We start from the raw sequence: 18836 nt of genomic DNA, 5'->3' as shown, positions 1-18836 counted from the left end.
GTCACATCCCCGGGCGGGAGGACGCAACAGAATGCTGCGCGCAGATGTCGTCCAGCTGCACGCGGCCGCGCAGCAGTGCGTCCACGCAGCGCGGGTCGAACAGGCGCCCGCGTTGTGCGTACAGATAGGCCAGGGTGGCTTCCATCGTCCATGCTTCCTTGTATGGGCGCGGCGAGATCAGGGCATCGAAGACATCGGCAACGGCCACGATCCGCGCTTCCAGCGGGATGGCTTCACCGACCAGACCGTCGGGATACCCGCTGCCGTCGTAACGTTCGTGGTGGCGCAGCGCGATCAACGCGCCGACCTGGATGAACCGGTTCTGGCTGCCACTGAGCAGCTCGTAACCGATACGCGGGTGCCGGCGCATGATGGCCAGCTCCTCGTCGTTGAGTTTGCCCTGCTTGAGCAGCACGGCATCGGGAATGGCGATCTTGCCCATGTCGTGCAGGGGCGCGGCCATCTCGATCAGTTTGACTTCTTCTTCCGGCAGCCCGAGCTGCTCTGCGATCAGCCCGGCCACGTGCGCCATACGCTCGAGGTAGGCACTGGTGCCGGCATCACGGAACTCGATCGCGCGGGCCAGCCGCGACAGCGTCTCGCGCTCGCGTTCCTCGACCTCGTGCATGCTGGCCAGCAGCCGCTGTTCCAGCGACAGCGCGCGTTGCTTCACGTTTTCCGACTGCTGCCGCAGCTGCAGCAGGTTGTAGCAGCGCGCGCGCAGCTCGCGCGGGCGGATCGGCTTGACCAGGAAGTCGATGACCCCCGCTTCCAGCGCGGCCTGGCGGATCGGCTCATCGCCGACCACGGTGATCAGGATCACCGGAATGTCGCGGTGCTTGGGCAGGCGGCGGAAACGCCGGGCGAATTCCAGCCCGTCCATTTCCGGCATGCGATAGTCGAGCAGCAGCAGGTCCACCCCGTGCGATTCACACCAGGCAAGCGCCGTCAGCGGGTCGCCGAAATCATGCACGCTCAGTTCCGGCGCGATGTCCTCGATGACATGCCGCAGCATCGTGCGCGCGGACGTCTGATCGTCAACGATGACAATATTCAAGGCTGTTTCCGTCGTCTTCCTGGACCACACTGGCACATGCTGCGGTAAGGATACCCCGCCGCTCTGCATACCGGCACCTTGCATGGAACCACCTCCGGTCACGATTCCCCAGTTCATGATCGTGGTCACAGTGTGATGCGCGTGTCACGCATGCCCCGTCCCACCTCATGCTCCATGGCCGGCGCGGATTGCGCCATCTAGGGCCACGGGGAAACCATACGCGTCCGGCCACCGCAGCGGAAGCCCGACGGGACGGCCCCTGCGGGGCCATCCGGACCTACGTCTCAGTTTTCGGGACGCATGTAGGGGAACAGCAGCACGTCGCGGATCGAGCTGCTGCCGGTCAGCAGCATCACCAGGCGGTCGATGCCGATGCCCAGACCGCCGGTCGGGGCCATACCGTACTCCAGCGCACGGATGTAATCGGCGTCGTAATGCATTGCCTCGTCATCGCCGCCTTCCTTGGCCGTCACCTGGGCCTGGAAGCGGGCCGCTTGGTCTTCCGGGTCGTTCAGCTCGGAGAAGCCGTTGGCCAGTTCCTTGCCGTTGATGAACAGCTCGAAGCGGTCGGTGTAGCCGGGCTGGTCGTCGTTGGCGCGGGCCAGCGGCGAGACCTCGACCGGGTGGTCGGTGATGAAGGTCGGCTGCACCAGGGTGTGCTCGACCGTGGCTTCGAAGATCTCCAGCAGCAGCTTGCCCCAGCCGTAGGACGGCTTGACCCGGATCTTCAGGCGCTCGCAATGGCGCAGCAGTGCCTCGCGGTCGGTGCAGTCGGCCAGGCTGATTTCCGGGTTGTGGTGGCGCACCGCCTCGTCCATCCGCCAGCGGCGGAACGCCGGGGCCAGGTCGATGGTGGCGCCGTCCCACTCTACCGTGGTGGTGCCCAGCACCTTGCTGGCCACGTCACGGATCACGCCTTCGGTCAGGTCCATCACTTCGTTGTACGTGGCGTAGGCCTCGTACAGCTCCATCATGGTGAATTCCGGGTTGTGCCGGGTGCTGACGCCTTCGTTGCGGAAGTTGCGGTTGATCTCGTACACGCGCTCCAGGCCGCCCACGACCAGGCGCTTGAGGTACAGCTCCGGGGCCACGCGCAGGTACAGGTCCAGGTCCAGCGCGTTGTGGTGGGTGGTGAACGGCTTGGCCGTGGCGCCGCCGGGGATGTAATGCATCATCGGCGTTTCGACTTCCAGGAAGTCGCGGTTGTCCAACCACGCGCGCATGGCGCGGATGATCCGCGAGCGCTTGATGAACACCTCGCGCGACTCCGGGGTCACGATCAGGTCCACGTAGCGCTGGCGGTAGCGCTGCTCGACGTCGGCCAGGCCGTGCCACTTGTCCGGCAACGGGCGCAGCGACTTGGTCAGCAGGCGGATGCTGGTGGCCTTCACCGACAGCTCACCGGTCTTGGTCCGGGTCAGCCCGCCTTCCACGGCAATGATGTCGCCCACATCCCAGCCCTTGAAGGCGGTGTAGGCATCGCCCAGCGTGCTGCCCTGCAGGAACAGCTGGATGCGGCCGGATTCGTCCTGGATCTGGGCGAAGCTGGCCTTGCCCATGACCCGCTTGGCCATCAGCCGGCCGGCCATCTTCACCGTGCGGTCGGTGGCTTCCAGCGCTTCGGCGGTCCACTGCTCGGCATCGGCGAACTCGCCCTGCAGGGTGCCGGCGAAATCCTCACGGCGGAAATCGTTCGGGTAGGCGATGCCCTGCCCGCGCAGCGCGGTCAGTTTCGCGCGGCGCTCGGCGATGAGGCTGTTCTCGTCGACGGGGGGCTGCGGCGCGGGGATCTGATCGTTCATGGCGTGGGTCTATGTCTGGGGGATATGGACGGGAAATACGAAACCCGGGGTGCCGGGATGGAGCGGATCGGGCCGCACGTGGCGGCCCGACCGTCAGGCGTCGAGGCGTTTGGAACCGACTTCCAGGCCCGACTTCAGGCTGGCTTCGACGAATTCGTCGAGGTCGCCATCGAGCACCTTCTGCGTGTCCGAACGTTCGATGCCGGTACGCAGGTCCTTGATGCGGCTCTGGTCCAGCACGTAGTTGCGGATCTGGCTGCCCCAGCCGATGTCCGACTTGGTCGCTTCCACCGCATCGCGCTCGGCGTTGCGCTTCTGGATTTCCAGCTCGTACAGCTTGGCGGCCAGCATCTTCATCGCGTTGTCGCGGTTCTGGTGCTGGCTGCGGCCGGTCTGGCAGGCCACGACCGTATTGGTCGGGATGTGCGTGATGCGCACCGCCGATTCGGTCTTGTTGACGTGCTGGCCACCGGCGCCGGACGAACGGTACACGTCGGTACGCAGGTCGGCCGGGTTGATGTCGATTTCAATGTTGTTGTCGACTTCCGGCGACACGAACACCGAGGTGAAGCTGGTGTGGCGGCGGTTGTCCGAATCGAACGGCGACTTGCGCACCAGGCGGTGCACGCCGGTTTCGGTCTTCAGCCAGCCGTAGGCATAGTCGCCTTCCACGCGCAGCGTGGCCGACTTGATGCCGGCAACATCGCCACCGGACACTTCCATCAGTTCGGTCTTCCAGCCGCGCGATTCGCACCAGCGCAGGTACATGCGCAGCAGGATTTCGGCCCAGTCCTGGGCTTCGGTACCACCGGCACCGGCCTGGATGTCGACGAAGGCCGGGGCGTTGTCCATCTTGCCGGAGAACATGCGCTGGAATTCCAGCTGTTCCACGTGCTTCTGGTACTTGTCCAGGTCGGCGACCACGGCCAGGGCGGTGTCTTCGTCCTGTTCGCTTTCAGCCAGCTCCAGCAGTTCGCCGGATTCGGTCAGGCCATCAAGGATGGTGGCGATGCCGCCCACGGTCTTTTCCAGGCTGGAGCGCTCGCGGCCCAGGGTCTGGGCATATTCGGCGTTGTTCCAGATATCGGGGTTTTCCAGTTCCCGGGTTACTTCTTCCAGACGCTCTTTCTTGGCGTCGTAGTCAAAGATACCCCCTGAGCGAGAGCACGCGATCGGTGAGATCGGTGATTCGCTGGCGCACGGGATTGAGCTCGATCATATCGGCGGTAATGAAGGCTTGGGACAAGACCGGAATTGTAGCCCAGAGCGCTTGTTCATGTTGCTGTCGGCGTCGCTGCAGGGTCGGCCGGCGCGGGCCCCTGCCCCAGCGCGGCGCGCAGCACCGGCAGCTGGCGGCGGCTGCACGGCAGCGTGCTGCCATCTTTCAGGTGGGCCCGGGCCTCCCCGCTGTCCAGCGGCTCGATCGAGACCAGGAAGCCCAGGTTGAGCACGTAGCTGCGGTGGATGCGCACGAACCGGGCCGGGTCGAGCTGCGCCTCCAGCGCCGCCATCGTGCTGCGCAGCGGGTACTCATGGCCGCGCACGTGCAGGTTCATGTAGTTGCCGGCGGCCTGGGCGTACTCGATGTCGGCGGTGGCCACCAGGAAATCCCGGCCCAGTTTGCGCACCAGGAAACGCTGGGGCCGCTCTACCGGCTCTTCCGGCGGGGCATCATCGGGCGCGGCCAGCAGGTGCGCCTCGCCCTGCCGGCGGCGGCCGAACCAGCTGAAGAAGTGCTCCAGCGCCACGAAACTGAAGAAGGCGCGCACGTCCTTGAGATACTCATACAGGAGCCGGGTCGGCCAGGCCGAGCCGTCGACGTAGTGCTCGCCCACGCTGGCATAGGCCAGGTGGCGCAGCAGCATCATCCCGGCCACGTGCAGCAGCGACCAGCCCACGCTGGCCAGCAGGTACAGCGGCAGCCGCCGCTTCCAGGTATCGGCATGCAGCGGCCAGCGCTGGCAGCCCCACCACAGCAGCGGCAGGGTCAGCAGGATCATGCCGGCGCTGCTCAACTCCCAGGTCATCGGCTCCCACAGCGCCAGCACTTCGCCCCGGCGCTGGGCGTCCATCACCTCGACCACGGCATTGGCCACGCCGCTGCCGAGCAGGATGGCGGCCCAGACCAGCAGGCGGCTGGTGGGCCGCCAGCGCGGGGAACTTCGGTGTGGCACGTTCGGGTCCATGCAGCGGGCGCCGGGGAATCAGCGCCCGATTCTACGGGCTGCGGCTCAGCGCACGTCGAACTCGCCCACCAGCACGGTGTCGGCACTGTCCTTCAGGCGCAGGGTCACCTGCTGGTCCTGTTGGCGGCGGCTGCCCCAGTGCGTGCTCAGGCGCAGGGTCAGCGTGGTGGCCCCGGTAACCAGCTGCTCGCGGCTGCCGAAGTAGTTCGCCTCCACCTTGTAGCGGCCGGGCTTGGCCTGGCGCAGCGAGAACTGTTCCGGACCGTAGCCGCCGGTGAAGTCGCGCGACATCTGTCCGCCCTGGAAGGTCAGCCGGTTGCCGTAGTACGCGCGCTCGCCATTGGGGTCGGTCACCCACAGGTCCATGTCGCTGTTGTCGCTGTCCCAGCTGAGCACCACGCGCAGATCCAGCGGCATCGGGCGGCGCAGGCGCGGGTCCACTGCGCGTGCATCCACCCCGGTGCGCGCCACCAGCGTGGTCAGCTCGTCCAGCGCGATCAGCGAGATGCCGTCGAAGCGCTCGTCCCACGGACGCACCACCACCTCATTGAACGCGGCCAGCGCCGCCTGCGGCTGGTTGTCGGCTTCCAGCGCCAAGGCCAGGTCCCGGAAGCTCTGCGGCTCTTCCTCGCCCAGCGCCAGCACGTCACGGAACACCGGTACCGCCAGCGCCGGTGCCTTGGCCTGCATCAACCGGTAGCCCAGCACGCGCAACACGTGGCGGTTCTCCAGCTGCATCTCGGCCAGGTTGGACAGCACCCGCAGCGCCAGGTCGCGCTGGCCGTGGGCGAACAGCATGTCGGCCACGTCCAGATAGAAGGCACTGCTGTCAGCGTGCTGTTCGCGTTCCTGCAGGTACAGCGCGTACACCGCCTCCGGGCGTGCCGCGCGCAACCGGCGTGCGTAGGCCGAGTCCGGTGCCCAGGCGGCGACCGTGATGCGCAGGCCGCCCTGGTTTGCCCGGTCATCGGCATCGCCTTCCACCGCCATATCGGCTGCAGCATCGGCCTGCGTGCGCCGGGCGGCGGTGAGCTCCACGCGATCCAGCGTAGTGGACGCGGCCTCCGCCCGCTCGCGCTGCGCGCTTTCGGCCGCCACCATCATGGCCGGGGCGGGCGGTGCCGGCGCGGCAGCCGGCATCGGCGCCATCAACTGCTTGCTCGACGCCGCCGCCGGAGGTGCGCCTTTCGGCCAGGCCCGGTTCCACCATTGCTCGCGTTCGGCGAACTGCCGGGCCAGCGTGTCCAGGCGCGCGCGGCGGGCGCTGGCCTCGTCATCCAGCTTCACCGCGTGCAGCCGGTCGTAGTCCCGCTGCAACGGTGCAGCCGGCCGGATGCCGTAGCGCAGGTAGTCGTCCAGCGTTTCCAGCACCAGCAGCGAGGTATCGGCGCCCACCAGCCCGAAGCGCTGCGACAGTGCCTGGATGGCGGCACGGTTGCCTGCGGGGTCTGCGGCCAGCTCGCGACGGCGCGCGTCCGCCCAGGCATGGGCGACCAGTGCACCTCCAGTATCGCGCGCCTGCGCCAATGGCACCGTCAGCGTCTGCCGGCCACCGCCCGCAGCCGGCACCTGCAGCCGCAGCACGCCGTTCGCGTGCTGCATGCGGGCCAGCACGCGCACCCAGCCCTGGCCAGCGCGTTCGGCATCCACGATCAGGTCGTTCAGCCCGTCGCCTTCGGCCTGCACGTTGCCCGGGTTGTCCCGCAGCAGGCGCGCTGCCATCGATTCCACATCATGGCTGCCGTTCAACACCAGCAGCTGGCCCTGCCCTGCACGGGCCCACGCACGCAGCCGGTCGCTGTCGGTGCGCGCACCGGCGCCACTGAGCGCATACAGGCGCTGGTTCGCACGCAATGCGGGGCGCTCGCGCTTGCCGTAGTTGGCCAGCCCGTCGCTGACCAGCAGGTACTCGTCGATATCGGGCTGCGCGGTCCAATCGCCCAGCGCACTGGCACCGTCGTAGGGCAACGCCTCCAGGTAGCGGCGCAGCGCGCTCCAGTCGCCGTTGCGGATCGCGAAACGACGGGCCGGCTCGGCGCGATCGCGCAGCACGGTCAGCTGTACCTCGCCATTGCCGATGGCGGCGAAGTAGCGCTGAAGCAGGGCCAGTTCCGCAGCCGTGTCGCGATGGCGGGCCGAGCCGGACGCATCCCACAGCAAGCCGACGCGATGCGGCAGGGTGCGGTCGCGGGTCTGCACCGGCACAGGCACCTGCACCATCACATAGTGGTCGCCATCGAAGTCACCCCGCACCGCATCCAAGCCGCGCGGCAGCGGCAGGGTCCAGCCCAGCTGATCCGGCAACTGCCTGCCGCTGCCCTGCCACTGGGCGCGCCAGGCGCCGTCGCGCAGGGCCAGGGCCAGCGTCGGCGGTCCGTGCGTCACCGGTACGCCGGTGGCGACCGCGTCCAGCTGCAGCTGCACCGCGTTGGCCTGGCCCACGAACTGCAGCGGCAGCGTCCAGCGCAGGCCCTCCCTGTCCACCGGCAGGGCCTCACGCACGGTCAGCGCGACCCGGCGCGTGCCCAGCGCTGGAATGGGGTAGATGCGCAGGCGGAACTGGTTGCCGGCGGTCTGCTCCAGCAGGCCCGGGTCAACCCGGCGCCGCTCGATTGCCTCGAACACCTGCCGTCCCTGCGCCTTGGGCACGGGCACCGCATCGCGCAGCACGCCGTCGATATCCAGCGCGAACGCGGTCACCTGCTGGCCCTCGGCCAACGGGAATTCCAGCGCCCCCTCCAGCACGCGCCGGTTCGGGTTGCGGAACACCAGTTCGATACGGGTCTCGGCCAGACCCGCCGCCACATGGCTGTCGATGCGCGCCTGCTCCAGCTGCACCGGCTGTTCCGCACCGGCCACCTTCAGCAGCGGCTCGACCACGCGCTGCGCTGCCGCCGTCTGCACACCCGCTCCCCCGCCCACCCACAGCAACAACCCCAAGCCGATACCGCGCAGCACGCTGTCCATGTGACGCTCCTGATCCGATGACGAAGGGTTGAACGCACCAGCACCGGAAACGGGGTTGGACAGCACGCCCCCTGCTGGTCCACGATCCCTCCCCCATGGAATGTTGCAGAAGAAGGATGTCCGCATGCGCCTGTCCCTGATCCCCCTGCTGATTGCCGGCCTGCTCCCGGTCGCACACGCTGCACCGGCCGGCGCGATCACCCCCGGCGTGGCATTCAGCCATGAGGACTGGACCTTGGCCTGCGACAACACCCGCACCTGCCGGGCTGCCGGGTACCAGAACGAGGACGCCGGCGGCGATCCGGTCTCCGTGCTGCTCACCAGGCGTGGCGGGCCGGACCAGCCGATCGGGGCCGAGCTGATGCTGGGCGAGTACGAGGAAAGCGACCTGCCGGCCACTGTCACCCTGCGCATCAACGGCACCGCGCTGGGCACCGTGGCGGACAACACCCGCTTCTCTACGGCGCAGGTAACGGCACTGCTCAAGGCCCTGGTGAAGGACAGCAGCATCGAGCTGATCGGCGACAACGGCCGCCAATGGACCCTCTCCGACCGTGGCGCATCGGCGGTGCTGCTGAAGATGGACGAATTCCAGGGTCGGCTCGGCACGCCGGGCGCGATCCTGCGCAAAGGCAGCCGGGCCGAAGCCAGCGTGCCCGCTTCACTGCCGGTACCGGTGGTGACCCTGCCCCGGCGCGTGGCCACCCGCCCGGCCGACGAAGCCCTGGCGAACGCCCCGGCGCTTCGTGCCGCACTGGCCGCCGCGACCTCGCAGGACGACTGCGAATCACTGCACCCCACCGAGGGCACCTATGCGGACGAAGGCCCCCAGGCAATCGCGGTCAAGCGCCTGGACAACCGCCGGCTGCTGGTGTCCATGACCTGCTGGCGCGGTGCCTACAACGCGGGCAGCGGCTACTGGGTGGTCAACGACCACGCACCTTACCAACCCGCTTACATCACCAACCTGGGCGTGGACGACGACGTGCTGACCATCTCGGCCTCGCACAAGGGCCGCGGCCTGGGCGACTGCTGGTCCAGCGCCAGCTGGGCGTGGAACGGCACCACATACGTCAAGACATCAGACAGCACCACCGGCCTGTGCCGCCTGGTCGCCGCAGGCGGTGCCTGGGACCTGCCCACGCTGGTAACCGAGGTGAAGGAGGCTCCCTGAGCCGCCCGCAGGGTCAGAACGGGAACACGGTCGAGGTTGCCTGCGCGGCATTGAACAGGCGCTGCAGCAGCAGGTAATCGCCCTCTGCACTGTCGTTGGTGACAAAGCGATGGGCCTGCTGATCCATGCCGCCTCGATAGAAGACCATGAACTGGTTGGCTTCCAGATTCCGGTTGAAGTCGTGCCGAACCGTCATGCTGAACTCCGGTGTGCCCACCGAGACATCGTCACCCTCCGCATCGAACAGCCACGCCAGTTCGCCAGCCTCCGTCTTGAGGAGGACCTTTTCCAGGAACGTCAATAGACCGGTCGGCAGCATCATTCTTCAACTCCTCTTCGTTCCAGCGTCTCCACGCTTGACTTGATCCTGACCAGATAATCGCTGAGCGTGTGGCGGGCCTCCCGGCTCATCGTCGCGCTTGTCGTGTTATGGATTGCCTTCAAGATGATCATTTCCGCATCGTTCAACAGGGGCGTGAGCGAAGGGTGCTGGGTGAGGTCCTTCGCGTAACGCGCATCCAGCCGCGCCAGGAAGCGGCGCGCCATCTGCAGCGCCCTCAAGGCCGCACTATAGTCTTTTCGCTGAACTTTCGAGCTCACGTCATCTATCAAAGAGATGACTTCGATAGCTAGAACCTTTGCTTGCTGGTGTGCGGCACGCGCAAAGGCCTTCCTTACTGCCTTTCCAGCGGTTCCGGCATGCACGATCTCCCCGATGGCAACAACCAGCGCCACCAATGTCGCGCCTCCGCACCAGTAATTGAAGACGTTGATGCTGTCGGAATTGCCCCACTCCCCCTTCAGATGGACGAGCGATGCGCAGACCAACAGCGTGGCAACCAGGTAGGTCCAGCGAACATGCGACATGTCTTTCGCCACTCCCCAAGCCAACATGGCGGGCAATGGCGTGACACTACGTGTCTCGATCCGGCGCCACAGTAGGCGCAGTCCCAATCACGCGTCGGCGCAGTGCTCGATGATCAGCTGGATCGCACCGCCGCCGCGGTAGTCGTCGCTGACCAGGCGATAGGCGATGTGCACGTTGTTGGCCGGCGCGTTGCCGCGCCAGCCACTGAAGTGGATGGCGTTGATCGGCTCGGCGCGGCCGGGCACGCGCAGGCTGAGCTTGAGATGCTTTTCCTTCAGCACCTGCCAGCGCGCCACCTGGAAGTGGCCATCGAACAGCGGCTCCGGGAAGCCCTGCCCCCACGGGCCGGCCAGGCGCAACGCTTCGGCGTGCTGGAAATCCAGCTCGGCCGGGGCAAGTTCGCCATCGCTCATCAGCAACTGCTGCAACGCAGCCGGATCCATGCTGGCTTCGACCACGGCGACGAAGGCGTGCTGGAACTCCTGCAGCCGTGCGTGCGGAAGGCTCAGGCCGGCCGCCATCGCGTGGCCGCCGAACTTGTCGATCAGTCCAGGGTGGCCCGCGTTGACCAGCGCCAGCGCGTCACGGATGTGGAAACCGGCAATCGACCGCGCCGACCCCCGCAGCGAATCACTGCCGGGTTCGGCGGGCGCAAACGCAATCACGGGCCGGTGCAGGCGATCCTTCATCTTCGATGCCACCAGGCCCACCACGCCCGGGTGCCATTCGGCATCGAACAGGCAGGCCGCAATCGGGCGCTCGCCTTCGGCGGTCAGCACCGCGCGGGAGACCGCGAGCTCGGCATCATCGGTCATCAGCTGCTGCACGGCACGCCGCTCGGCGTTGATCTGCTCCAGCGTCTGCGCGATCTCGCGGGCCTGGCTGCGGTCTTCGGTGAGCAGCAGTTCGATGCCCAGCGCCATGTCTTCCAGCCGGCCGGCCGCGTTCAGGCGTGGGCCAAGGGCGAAGCCGATATCGGTGGCACTCAGCCGCGCGGCATCGCGGCCACTGGCCTCGATCAGCGCCTGCAGCCCGACGCAGCCGTGGCCGGCGCGCAGCCGGCGCAGTCCCGCCGACACCAGTGCCCGGTTGTTGGCATCCAGGGCGACCAGGTCCGCCACGGTGCCGACCGCGACCAGGTCCAGCAGGGTCAGCAGATCCGGTTCGGCACCCGCGGCGAACGCACCCTGCACCCGCAGGTGTCGGCGCAGGGCCATCAACACATAGAAGATCACGCCGACACCGGCCAGCGCCTTGCTCGGGAACGCATCACCATTGATGTTGGGATCGACGATCGCATCGGCCGGTGGAAGCTGTTCGCCCGGCAGGTGGTGGTCGGTGACCAGCACCTTCCAACCGAGCGCCTTGGCCGCGGAAACGCCTGCATGGCAGGCAATGCCGTGATCGACCGTCACCAGCAGGCCGGGCTGCAGCGGCGCCAGCTCGGCCACCAGCGACGGCGACAAGCCGTAGCCGTGCAGCATGCGGTTGGGTACCGCATGCACGACGTCGCGTGCGCCGAGCATGCGCAGGCCGCGCACGCCGACCGCGCAGGCGGTGGCGCCATCACAATCGAAATCGCCCACGACAAGGATGCGCTCATCGGCCGCAATCGCCGTGGCCAGCAGGTCCACGGCGGCCTGCATGCTGCCCATCAGTTCCGGCGCGTGCAGCTGGGCCAGCTTCGGCTGCGCCTGCGCCGCATCGGTAACCCCGCGCGCCGCGTACAGGCGCTGCAGCAGCGGCAGCATGTCGCCCGGCCACTCACCGAGGGCGGCAACGGGACGACGTTGGATCTGGAGCGAATCAGGAGAAGTCAAAGCGGGCTCGATAAACAGCGCGAACGCCGATGGCGACCATGATACGCGCGGTCAATCCACAAGGCAGGCGCTACGGGCGACCGATCACGCTTCGTGAAGTTGGACCGGTTTCTTCCAGAACCGCCAGCGCTGGCCCTTGTCCAGTTCGAACCTGGCGCCATCCTCGAAATCCAGCACCAGCCGACGCAGTTCGCCGCGCTGCAATGCCGACAACAGCGGCCGGATCGCATCGTTTCCCAGCTGTTCCAGCGAACGCAGCTGGCGCAGGTCCACCAGCGCATCCACCTGCTGGTCGCCATCGGCCTGCACGCCGGCCGCCTTGGCCAAGGCCTGCAGCAGCGCATCGCGGCTGCGGACCTGCGCGTGGGCGGTACGCACCGCCCCGGGCAGCTCACCGCCACCCCAGAACCACAGCGAATTGACCGCCCGCTTGCCGGCTGACAGGCGCTGCACGTTCCACGGGTGCTGGTGCAGCACCACCTGGGCTTCAGTCAACAACGCCCGCCAGCGCCGCCCGGCGTCGCCTTCGGGCAGGTGCGCGAACAGGTCATCACCCAGCACGTCATCGGGCGCGGCGAACGCCGGCAGCGTGGTGCCTGGCGGCAAGCGCAGGTACCAGCGCGACGGCGTCGGCGCATCCAGGGTGAACCCATATCCGGCAAACAGCGGCTGCAGCGCCGGCAGCAACGCCGCCACGTCGTCGGCCTCAAGCCGCAGCGTGTCGCCGTGGCCCATCATCCGTGCGCCGTGCATGTCCGGCACCACGTTGGCCGGGTCCGCCCGCAGCCACACGCCATCGTGGGCATCGCCCACATCCAGCTGCCGGGTCAGTGCCGCCACCGGCCAATCGGCCGGCTGCAGCTGGAAATGCCGCTGCAGCTGGGCGCGCTCGCCGGCATCGACCCGGCTGCGCTCGGCACGGCCGAGCGCCTTGGCCACGTCATCAGGCAACGCCGCCGCCGGGAAGCGGCTGCGCGCCGGCAGCAACAGGGTTGCCGTGGCCATGGTCAGGTCAGTCCAGATACTCGACGCTGACGATTTCGTACTCGCGTTGCCCGGCCGGGGCGTCGATCACGATGCTGTCGCCCTCGTTCTTGCCGATCATGGCACGCGCCACCGGCGAGGAAATCGCGATCAGGCCGAGTTTGATGTCGGCCTCCAGGTCGCCCACGATCTGGTAGCGCTTCTCTTCATCGCTTTCCACATCGGCCAGCTTGACGGTAGCGCCGAACACGACCTTGCTGCCGGCATTGAGCTTGGTGATGTCGATGATCTCGGCATGCGACAGCTCGCCTTCCAGCTGCTTGATGCGGCCTTCGATGAAGCCCTGCTCTTCGCGCGCGGCGTGGTACTCGGCGTTCTCCTTGAGATCGCCGTGCTCACGTGCCTCGGCAATGGCCGCGATGACCTTGGGGCGCTTGACCGACTTCAGCTGGTCAAGCTCTTCGCGCAGACGCTGCGCGCCCTTCAGGGTAATCGGTGCTCTCATGCGTTCAACTCCTTGTGCAGCTCCTGCAGCGACCAGACCGGGCCGGTACCGCGGAATTCCAGTGATTGCACCAGCGCCTTGGCGCCGGCAATGGTGGTCGAATAGGTGACGCGGTGCTGCAGCGCCTCGCGACGGATCGAGAACGAGTCGTTGATCGCCGCACGCCCTTCGGTCGTGTTGACGATATACACGATCTCGCCGTTCTTGATCGAATCGACGATGTGCGGGCGGCCTTCAACGACCTTGTTGACGATCTCGCACTGCATGCCGTGCTCCTGCAGCCACGCCGCGGTGCCGCGGGTGGCGACCAGGCTGTAACCGCGCTCAAGCAGTGCCTGTGCGACCGGCAGCACGCGCTTCTTGTCCGGGTCGCGGACCGACACGAAGGCCTTGCCCAGCGGCGGCGCCTTGATGCCGCCGGCTTCCTGCGCACGCGCGAAGGCGGCGCTGAAGCTGCGGCCCACGCCCATCACCTCACCGGTGGAACGCATTTCCGGCCCGAGGATCGGATCGACGCCCTGGAACTTGGCGAACGGGAAGATCGCTTCCTTGACCGAGTAGTAGTCCGGCACGATTTCCTTGGTCGCGCCCTGCTCGGCCAGGGTCTTGCCGGCCATGCAGCGCGCGGCGATCTTGGCCAGCGGCATGCCGGTGGCCTTGGACACGAACGGCACGGTGCGCGAGGCACGCGGGTTCACTTCCAGCAGGTACACGATGTCCTCGCCGTTCTCGCCGGCCTGGATCGCGAACTGGGTGTTCATCAGGCCGACCACGTTCAGGGCCTTGGCCAGCTCCACCACCTGGCGGCGCAGCTCGGCCTGGGTCTCGGCCGACAGCGAGTACGGCGGCAGCGAGCAGGACGAATCGCCCGAATGCACGCCGGCTTCTTCGATGTGCTCCATCACGCCGCCGATCAGCACGTTGCCGTCCTTGTCGGCAATGATGTCCACGTCCACTTCCACGGCGTTGTCCAGGAAGCGGTCCAGCAGCACCGGCGAATCGTTGGAAACCTTGACCGCATCGCGCACGTAGCGCGCCAGGTCGGACTCACCGTAGACGATTTCCATCGCACGGCCGCCCAGCACGTAGCTCGGGCGCACCACCAGCGGGTAGCCGATCTCGCGGGCCAGCAGCAGGGCTTCCTGGTCGTTGCGGGCGATGCGGTTCGGCGGCTGCTTCAGGCCCAGCTTTTCCACCAGCTGCTGGAAGCGCTCGCGGTCTTCGGCCAGGTCGATGGAATCGGGCGAGGTGCCGATCACCGGCACGCCATTGGCTTCCAGCGCGCGCGCCAGCTTCAGCGGGGTCTGGCCGCCGTACTGCACGATCACGCCCTTGGGCTGTTCCAGCTCGACGATTTCCAGCACGTCTTCCAGCGTCAGCGGCTCGAAGTACAGGCGGTCGGAGGTGTCATAGTCGGTCGAGACGGTTTCCGGGTTGCAGTTCACCATGATGGTTTCGTAACCGTCATCGCGCAGCGCCAGTGCCGCGTGCACGCAGCAGTAGTCGAACTCGATGCCCTGGCCGATGCGGTTCGGACCGCCGCCCAGGATCATGATCTTGTCGCGGTTGCTCGGCGCCGCTTCGCACTCGTCCTCGTAGGTCGAATACAGGTAGGCGGTGCTGGTGGAGAACTCGGCGGCGCAGGAATCCACGCGCTTGTACACCGGGCGCACCTTGAGCGCACGGCGCAGTGCGCGCACGCCCGCTTCATTGGTGCCGGTCAGCTCGGCCAGGCGCGCATCGGAGAAACCGGCGCGCTTGAGCTTGCGCAGGCGAGCGGCATCGAGTGCGTCCAGGCCATCGGCGGCCAGCTGGGTCTCAGCCTGGATGATCTCTTCGATCTGGTCCAGGAACCACGGGTCGATGTGCGACAGCGCGAACACGTCTTCCACGCTGAAGCCGGCGCGGAATGCATCACCCACGAAGAACAGGCGCTCCGGGCCCGGGGCCTTGAGCTCGCGCTTCAGGGTGGTGATGTCGTCTTCGTTGGCCAGGTCCAGGCCGGTCGGGTCGAGGCCGATCTTGCCGGTTTCCAGGCCACGCAGGGCCTTCTGCAGCGATTCCTGGAAGGTGCGGCCCATCGCCATCACCTCGCCCACCGACTTCATCTGGGTGGTCAGGCGGGCATCGGCAGCCGGGAACTTCTCGAAGGCGAAGCGCGGAATCTTGGTGACGACGTAATCGATCGACGGTTCGAACGAGGCCGGGGTCAGGCCGCCGGTGATTTCGTTCTTCAGTTCGTCCAGCGTGTAACCGACCGCCAGCTTGGCGGCGACCTTGGCGATCGGGAAGCCGGTGGCCTTGGAGGCCAGCGCCGACGAACGCGACACGCGCGGGTTCATTTCGATGACGACGACGCGGCCGGTGGTCGGGCTGATGCCGAACTGCACGTTCGAACCGCCGGTATCCACGCCGATCTTGCGCAGCACGGCGATGGAGGCATCGCGCAGGCGCTGGTACTCCTTGTCGGTCAGGGTCTGGGCCGGGGCGACGGTGATCGAGTCACCGGTGTGCACGCCCATCGGGTCCAGGTTTTCGATGGAGCAGACGATGATGCAGTTGTCGGCGGTGTCGCGCACCACCTCCATCTCGAATTCCTTCCAGCCCAGCACCGATTCTTCCACCAGCACTTCGGTGGTCGGCGACAGTTCCAGGCCGCGGGTCACGATATCGACCAGCTCTTCGCGGTTGTAGGCGATGCCGCCACCGCTGCCGCCCAGGGTGAAGCTGGGGCGGATGATGGTCGGGTAGCCGACGCGGGTCTGGATCTCGATGGCTTCTTCCAGCGTGTGGGCCACGGCCGCGCTCGGGCACTCCAGACCGATCTCGCCCATGGCCACGCGGAACAGCTCGCGGTCTTCGGCCATGCGGATCGCTTCGCGCTTGGCGCCGATCAGTTCGACGTTGTACTTCTCCAGCACGCCGTTGTCGGCCAGGTCCAGCGCGCAGTTCAGCGCGGTCTGGCCACCCATGGTCGGCAGCAGTGCGTCGGGCTTTTCCTTGGCGATGATCTTTTCGACCGTCTGCCAGTTGATCGGCTCGATGTAGACGGCGTCGGCCATCTCCGGGTCGGTCATGATGGTGGCCGGATTGCTGTTGACCAGCACCACGCGGTACCCCTCGTCACGCAGGGCCTTGCAGGCCTGGGCGCCGGAGTAATCGAACTCGCAGGCCTGGCCGATGACGATCGGGCCGGCACCGATGATGAGGATGGTCTTTAGGTCAGTGCGCTTGGGCATTGTCTTCTCTAAGTCAGTACAGCGTGTCAGGGGTCGCAGCGCCGCGCCGAAGGCAGCGGCGTCTCGAATCAGGCCTTGGCCTGCGCCATCAGGGTGATGAAGCGGTCGAACAGCGGGCTGACGTCGTGTGGGCCCGGCGAGGCTTCGGGGTGGCCCTGGAAGGAGAACGCCGGCACGTCGGTGCGGGCGATGCCCTGGTTGGTGCCGTCGAACAGCGAGCGGTGGGTCACGCGCAGGGTGGCGGGCAGCGTGGCTTCATCCACCGCGAAGCCGTGGTTCTGCGAGGTGATCATCACGCGGCCGTCGTCCAGGTCCTGCACCGGGTGGTTGGCACCGTGGTGGCCGTGGCCCATCTTGACGGTCTTGGCGCCGGAGGCCAGCGCCAGCAGCTGGTGGCCCAGGCAGATGCCGAACACCGGCACCTTCCTGTCCAGGAACACCTTGATCGCTTCGATGGCGTAGTCGCACGGTTCCGGGTCGCCCGGGCCGTTGGACAGGAACACGCCATCGGGATTCATCGCCAGCACTTCGGCAGCCGGGGTCTGGGCCGGTACCACGGTGATGTCGCAGCCGCGCTCGGCGAGCATGCGCAGGATGTTGAGCTTGGCGCCGAAGTCATAGGCCACCACCTTGTACTGCGGGGCGGCGCTGAGGAACGTGTTGGAATCCAGGTCGAGCTGGCCCTCGTTCCAGCTGTAGGCCTTGTCGGTGCTGGTCACCTTGGCCAGGTCCATGCCCTTCAGGCCGGGGAACTTGCGTGCCGCTTCCAGGGCGATGTCGACGTTGATGTCGTCACCGGCCATCAGCGCGCCGTTCTGCGCGCCGCGCTCGCGCAGGATGCGGGTGAGCTTGCGGGTGTCGATGCCGGAAATGGCGACCACCCCACGCTGCAGCAGCCAGTCCTGCAGCGAGACCTGGCTGCGCCAGTTGCTGGGACGGCGCGGCACGTCGCGCACGATCAGGCCCGCCGACCACACTTTGTGGGCTTCGTCGTCCTGGTCGGTAAGGCCGGTATTGCCGATATGCGGGTAGGTCAGCGTGACCATCTGCCGGGCGTAGGAGGGATCAGTCAGCACTTCCTGGTAACCGGTCATGGCGGTGTTGAACACCACCTCACCGACGGACAGGCCGGGCGCGCCTACGGATTCGCCCTCGAATACGGTGCCGTCTTCGAGGACGAGGATTGCGGCTTGGGTCACGGGAATCTCACTTTGGCTACCGAGGGGTCACCGAAGTCACGCCACGCTTCACGGAAAAGCGGTTGCAAAAAAGCGCGGACTGCGGTGCGGGACCGGTCCGGCTGTCGTGATTCGGCGAGCGGGAATTGTAAAGGCAACCCCCCTCCAACGCCAGCGTTTGCTTGCAATGGGCAGCGTACGGGAGCGTCCGGCCACCCTGGGGTTCAGGCCTGGCCGGTGTACGCGTTCAGGTTGCGCTGGCGGCGAGCAGGTCGCGCACGCGGTAGCTGGCGGGGGCGCGCCCGTTCAGCTGCACGGCGGCGAACAGGGCGCCACGGGCGAAGATGTCGCGGTTGGTGGCGCGGTGGGTCAGTTCGATGCGCTCGCCGAGGCCGGTGAACTGGACGAGGTGTTCGCCGACGATGTCGCCAGCGCGCAGGCTGGCGTAGTGCGGCTGGGCGCCGCCCTTCTGGGCGGCGGCGCCGAGGGTGAGTGCGGTACCGGACGGGGCGTCCTGTTTGTGGACGTGATGGGATTCGACGATGTCGCAGTCCCAGCCGGCCAGGGCGGCGGCGGCACGTTCGACGAGTTCATCGAGCACGGCCACGCCGAGGCTGAAGTTGGAGGCCCACACGAGCGGGATCCGGGTTGCGGCCTGGATCAGGGCCTGGCGCTGGGTTTCGCTGATGCCGGTGGTGCCGGAAACGAGGCCTGCGCCGCGCTCGACACACAGGGCCAGCACGGGATCAAAGCCTTCAGGCAGGCTGAAGTCGATGGCGACGTCGAACTGGGGCGCGCCGTGGAGTTCACTGGCGGCGAAATGCGGGACGCCGTCGACCACGCGCTGGGCGGGCGAGCGGCGGGTAACGGCGGCAACGACCTGCAGGTCGTTGCGTTCGGCAGCCAGGCGCAGCAGGGCCTGGCCCATGCGGCCGGACGCACCGTGGATGAGCAAACGGATCGGGGGAGTAGTCATGCCCGCAGGCTAGCGAAAGGGTTTGGATTGGGCAATCGCCAACATCAACGTCAACATCAACTTCAACATCAAGGTCAACT

The 18836-nt window shown here is 67.2% G+C and carries 14 protein-coding genes; 1 reads left to right on the top strand and 13 read right to left on the bottom strand.

The features are described from left to right. Position 1: 1 nt before the first annotated feature. The 5 genes from SOM39_RS13390 to SOM39_RS13370 form a co-directional block, all read right to left on the bottom strand. On the bottom strand, positions 2 to 1141 hold the full coding sequence (locus SOM39_RS13390) for a response regulator (RefSeq protein ID WP_068851546.1): 1140 nt from the start codon (positions 1139 to 1141) through the stop codon (positions 2 to 4). Between the two features lie 200 nt (positions 1142 to 1341). Next, positions 1342 to 2859, bottom strand: a complete 1518-nt coding sequence (gene lysS, locus SOM39_RS13385; protein ID WP_068851544.1) for a lysine--tRNA ligase — start codon at positions 2857 to 2859, stop codon at positions 1342 to 1344. Positions 2860 to 2952: 93 nt separating this feature from the next. Then, a protein-coding gene (prfB, locus tag SOM39_RS13380) for a peptide chain release factor 2 (protein ID WP_099047393.1) occupies positions 2953 to 4078 on the bottom strand; the annotation gives its coding sequence in 2 pieces (ribosomal slippage) (positions 2953 to 4002 and positions 4004 to 4078; 1125 coding nt in all). A 55-nt stretch (positions 4079 to 4133) separates the two neighbouring features. Next, on the bottom strand, positions 4134 to 5045 hold the full coding sequence (locus SOM39_RS13375) for a LytTR family DNA-binding domain-containing protein (protein WP_320458596.1): 912 nt from the start codon (positions 5043 to 5045) through the stop codon (positions 4134 to 4136). A gap of 45 nt (positions 5046 to 5090) precedes the next feature. Then, positions 5091 to 8012, bottom strand: a complete 2922-nt coding sequence (locus SOM39_RS13370) for a VIT domain-containing protein (RefSeq protein ID WP_320458595.1) — start codon at positions 8010 to 8012, stop codon at positions 5091 to 5093. A gap of 124 nt (positions 8013 to 8136) precedes the next feature. Between SOM39_RS13370 and SOM39_RS13365 the strand changes: the two genes are divergently transcribed. Beyond that, positions 8137 to 9186, top strand: coding sequence for a DUF1176 domain-containing protein (locus tag SOM39_RS13365; RefSeq protein ID WP_320458594.1), 1050 nt, complete (start codon positions 8137 to 8139; stop codon positions 9184 to 9186). Positions 9187 to 9199: 13 nt separating this feature from the next. Here the strand turns inward: SOM39_RS13365 and SOM39_RS13360 are convergent, their stop codons facing one another. The 8 genes from SOM39_RS13360 to dapB all read right to left on the bottom strand — a co-directional run bounded on the left by SOM39_RS13360 (position 9200) and on the right by dapB (position 18756). Then, on the bottom strand, positions 9200 to 9508 hold the full coding sequence (locus SOM39_RS13360; RefSeq protein WP_141236255.1) for a hypothetical protein: 309 nt from the start codon (positions 9506 to 9508) through the stop codon (positions 9200 to 9202). Further along, positions 9505 to 10053 (bottom strand): hypothetical protein, encoded by a 549-nt coding sequence (locus tag SOM39_RS13355; protein ID WP_320458593.1) that lies wholly within the window; start codon positions 10051 to 10053, stop codon positions 9505 to 9507. Before SOM39_RS13355 ends, SOM39_RS13360 begins: the two co-directional genes overlap by 4 nt. A gap of 87 nt (positions 10054 to 10140) precedes the next feature. Further along, the gene (recJ, locus tag SOM39_RS13350) at positions 10141 to 11874 is read right to left on the bottom strand and encodes a single-stranded-DNA-specific exonuclease RecJ (protein WP_320458592.1); all 1734 of its coding nucleotides are present in this window, start codon (positions 11872 to 11874) and stop codon (positions 10141 to 10143) included. 84 nt (positions 11875 to 11958) lie between these two features. Then, positions 11959 to 12879 (bottom strand): phosphoglycerate mutase, encoded by a 921-nt coding sequence (locus SOM39_RS13345; protein WP_217538276.1) that lies wholly within the window; start codon positions 12877 to 12879, stop codon positions 11959 to 11961. A 7-nt stretch (positions 12880 to 12886) separates the two neighbouring features. Then, positions 12887 to 13363: a transcription elongation factor GreA gene (gene greA, locus SOM39_RS13340; RefSeq protein WP_068851523.1), complete on the bottom strand. Its 477-nt coding sequence runs from the start codon at positions 13361 to 13363 to the stop codon at positions 12887 to 12889. Further along, positions 13360 to 16602 (bottom strand): carbamoyl-phosphate synthase large subunit, encoded by a 3243-nt coding sequence (gene carB, locus SOM39_RS13335; RefSeq protein ID WP_320458591.1) that lies wholly within the window; start codon positions 16600 to 16602, stop codon positions 13360 to 13362. Before carB ends, greA begins: the two co-directional genes overlap by 4 nt. Before the next feature lie 68 nt (positions 16603 to 16670). Then, positions 16671 to 17801 (bottom strand): glutamine-hydrolyzing carbamoyl-phosphate synthase small subunit, encoded by a 1131-nt coding sequence (gene carA, locus SOM39_RS13330; protein ID WP_320458590.1) that lies wholly within the window; start codon positions 17799 to 17801, stop codon positions 16671 to 16673. 226 nt (positions 17802 to 18027) lie between these two features. After that, positions 18028 to 18756 carry a 4-hydroxy-tetrahydrodipicolinate reductase gene (dapB, locus tag SOM39_RS13325; RefSeq protein WP_093536245.1) on the bottom strand — a complete coding sequence of 243 codons (729 nt, stop codon included), beginning with the start codon at positions 18754 to 18756 and terminating at the stop codon, positions 18028 to 18030. Between the last annotated feature and the right edge of the window lie 80 nt (positions 18757 to 18836).

It is taken from the genome of Stenotrophomonas sp. CFBP8994 (assembly GCF_034044835.1).
GTDB classification, from domain to species: Bacteria; Pseudomonadota; Gammaproteobacteria; order Xanthomonadales; family Xanthomonadaceae; genus Stenotrophomonas; species Stenotrophomonas rhizophila_A.
Note: the sequence above shows the minus strand (reverse complement) of the source record. Positions and strands in the feature narration are given on the sequence as shown.

Bases quoted from the DNA above. Each gene is read 5' to 3' on its own strand.
- SOM39_RS13390 (WP_068851546.1), bottom strand. From the start codon at position 1,141: ATGCAAGGTGCCGGTATGCAGAGCGGCGGGGTATCCTTACCGCAGCAT.
- lysS (WP_068851544.1), bottom strand. From the start codon at position 2,859: ATGAACGATCAGATCCCCGCGCCGCAGCCCCCCGTCGACGAGAACAGC.
- SOM39_RS13375 (WP_320458596.1), bottom strand. From the start codon at position 5,045: ATGGACCCGAACGTGCCACACCGAAGTTCCCCGCGCTGGCGGCCCACC.
- SOM39_RS13370 (WP_320458595.1), bottom strand. From the start codon at position 8,012: ATGGACAGCGTGCTGCGCGGTATCGGCTTGGGGTTGTTGCTGTGGGTG.
- SOM39_RS13365 (WP_320458594.1), top strand. From the start codon at position 8,137: ATGCGCCTGTCCCTGATCCCCCTGCTGATTGCCGGCCTGCTCCCGGTC.
- SOM39_RS13360 (WP_141236255.1), bottom strand. From the start codon at position 9,508: ATGATGCTGCCGACCGGTCTATTGACGTTCCTGGAAAAGGTCCTCCTC.
- SOM39_RS13355 (WP_320458593.1), bottom strand. From the start codon at position 10,053: ATGTCGCATGTTCGCTGGACCTACCTGGTTGCCACGCTGTTGGTCTGC.
- SOM39_RS13345 (WP_217538276.1), bottom strand. From the start codon at position 12,879: ATGGCCACGGCAACCCTGTTGCTGCCGGCGCGCAGCCGCTTCCCGGCG.
- greA (WP_068851523.1), bottom strand. From the start codon at position 13,363: ATGAGAGCACCGATTACCCTGAAGGGCGCGCAGCGTCTGCGCGAAGAG.
- carB (WP_320458591.1), bottom strand. From the start codon at position 16,602: ATGCCCAAGCGCACTGACCTAAAGACCATCCTCATCATCGGTGCCGGC.
- dapB (WP_093536245.1), bottom strand. From the start codon at position 18,756: ATGACTACTCCCCCGATCCGTTTGCTCATCCACGGTGCGTCCGGCCGC.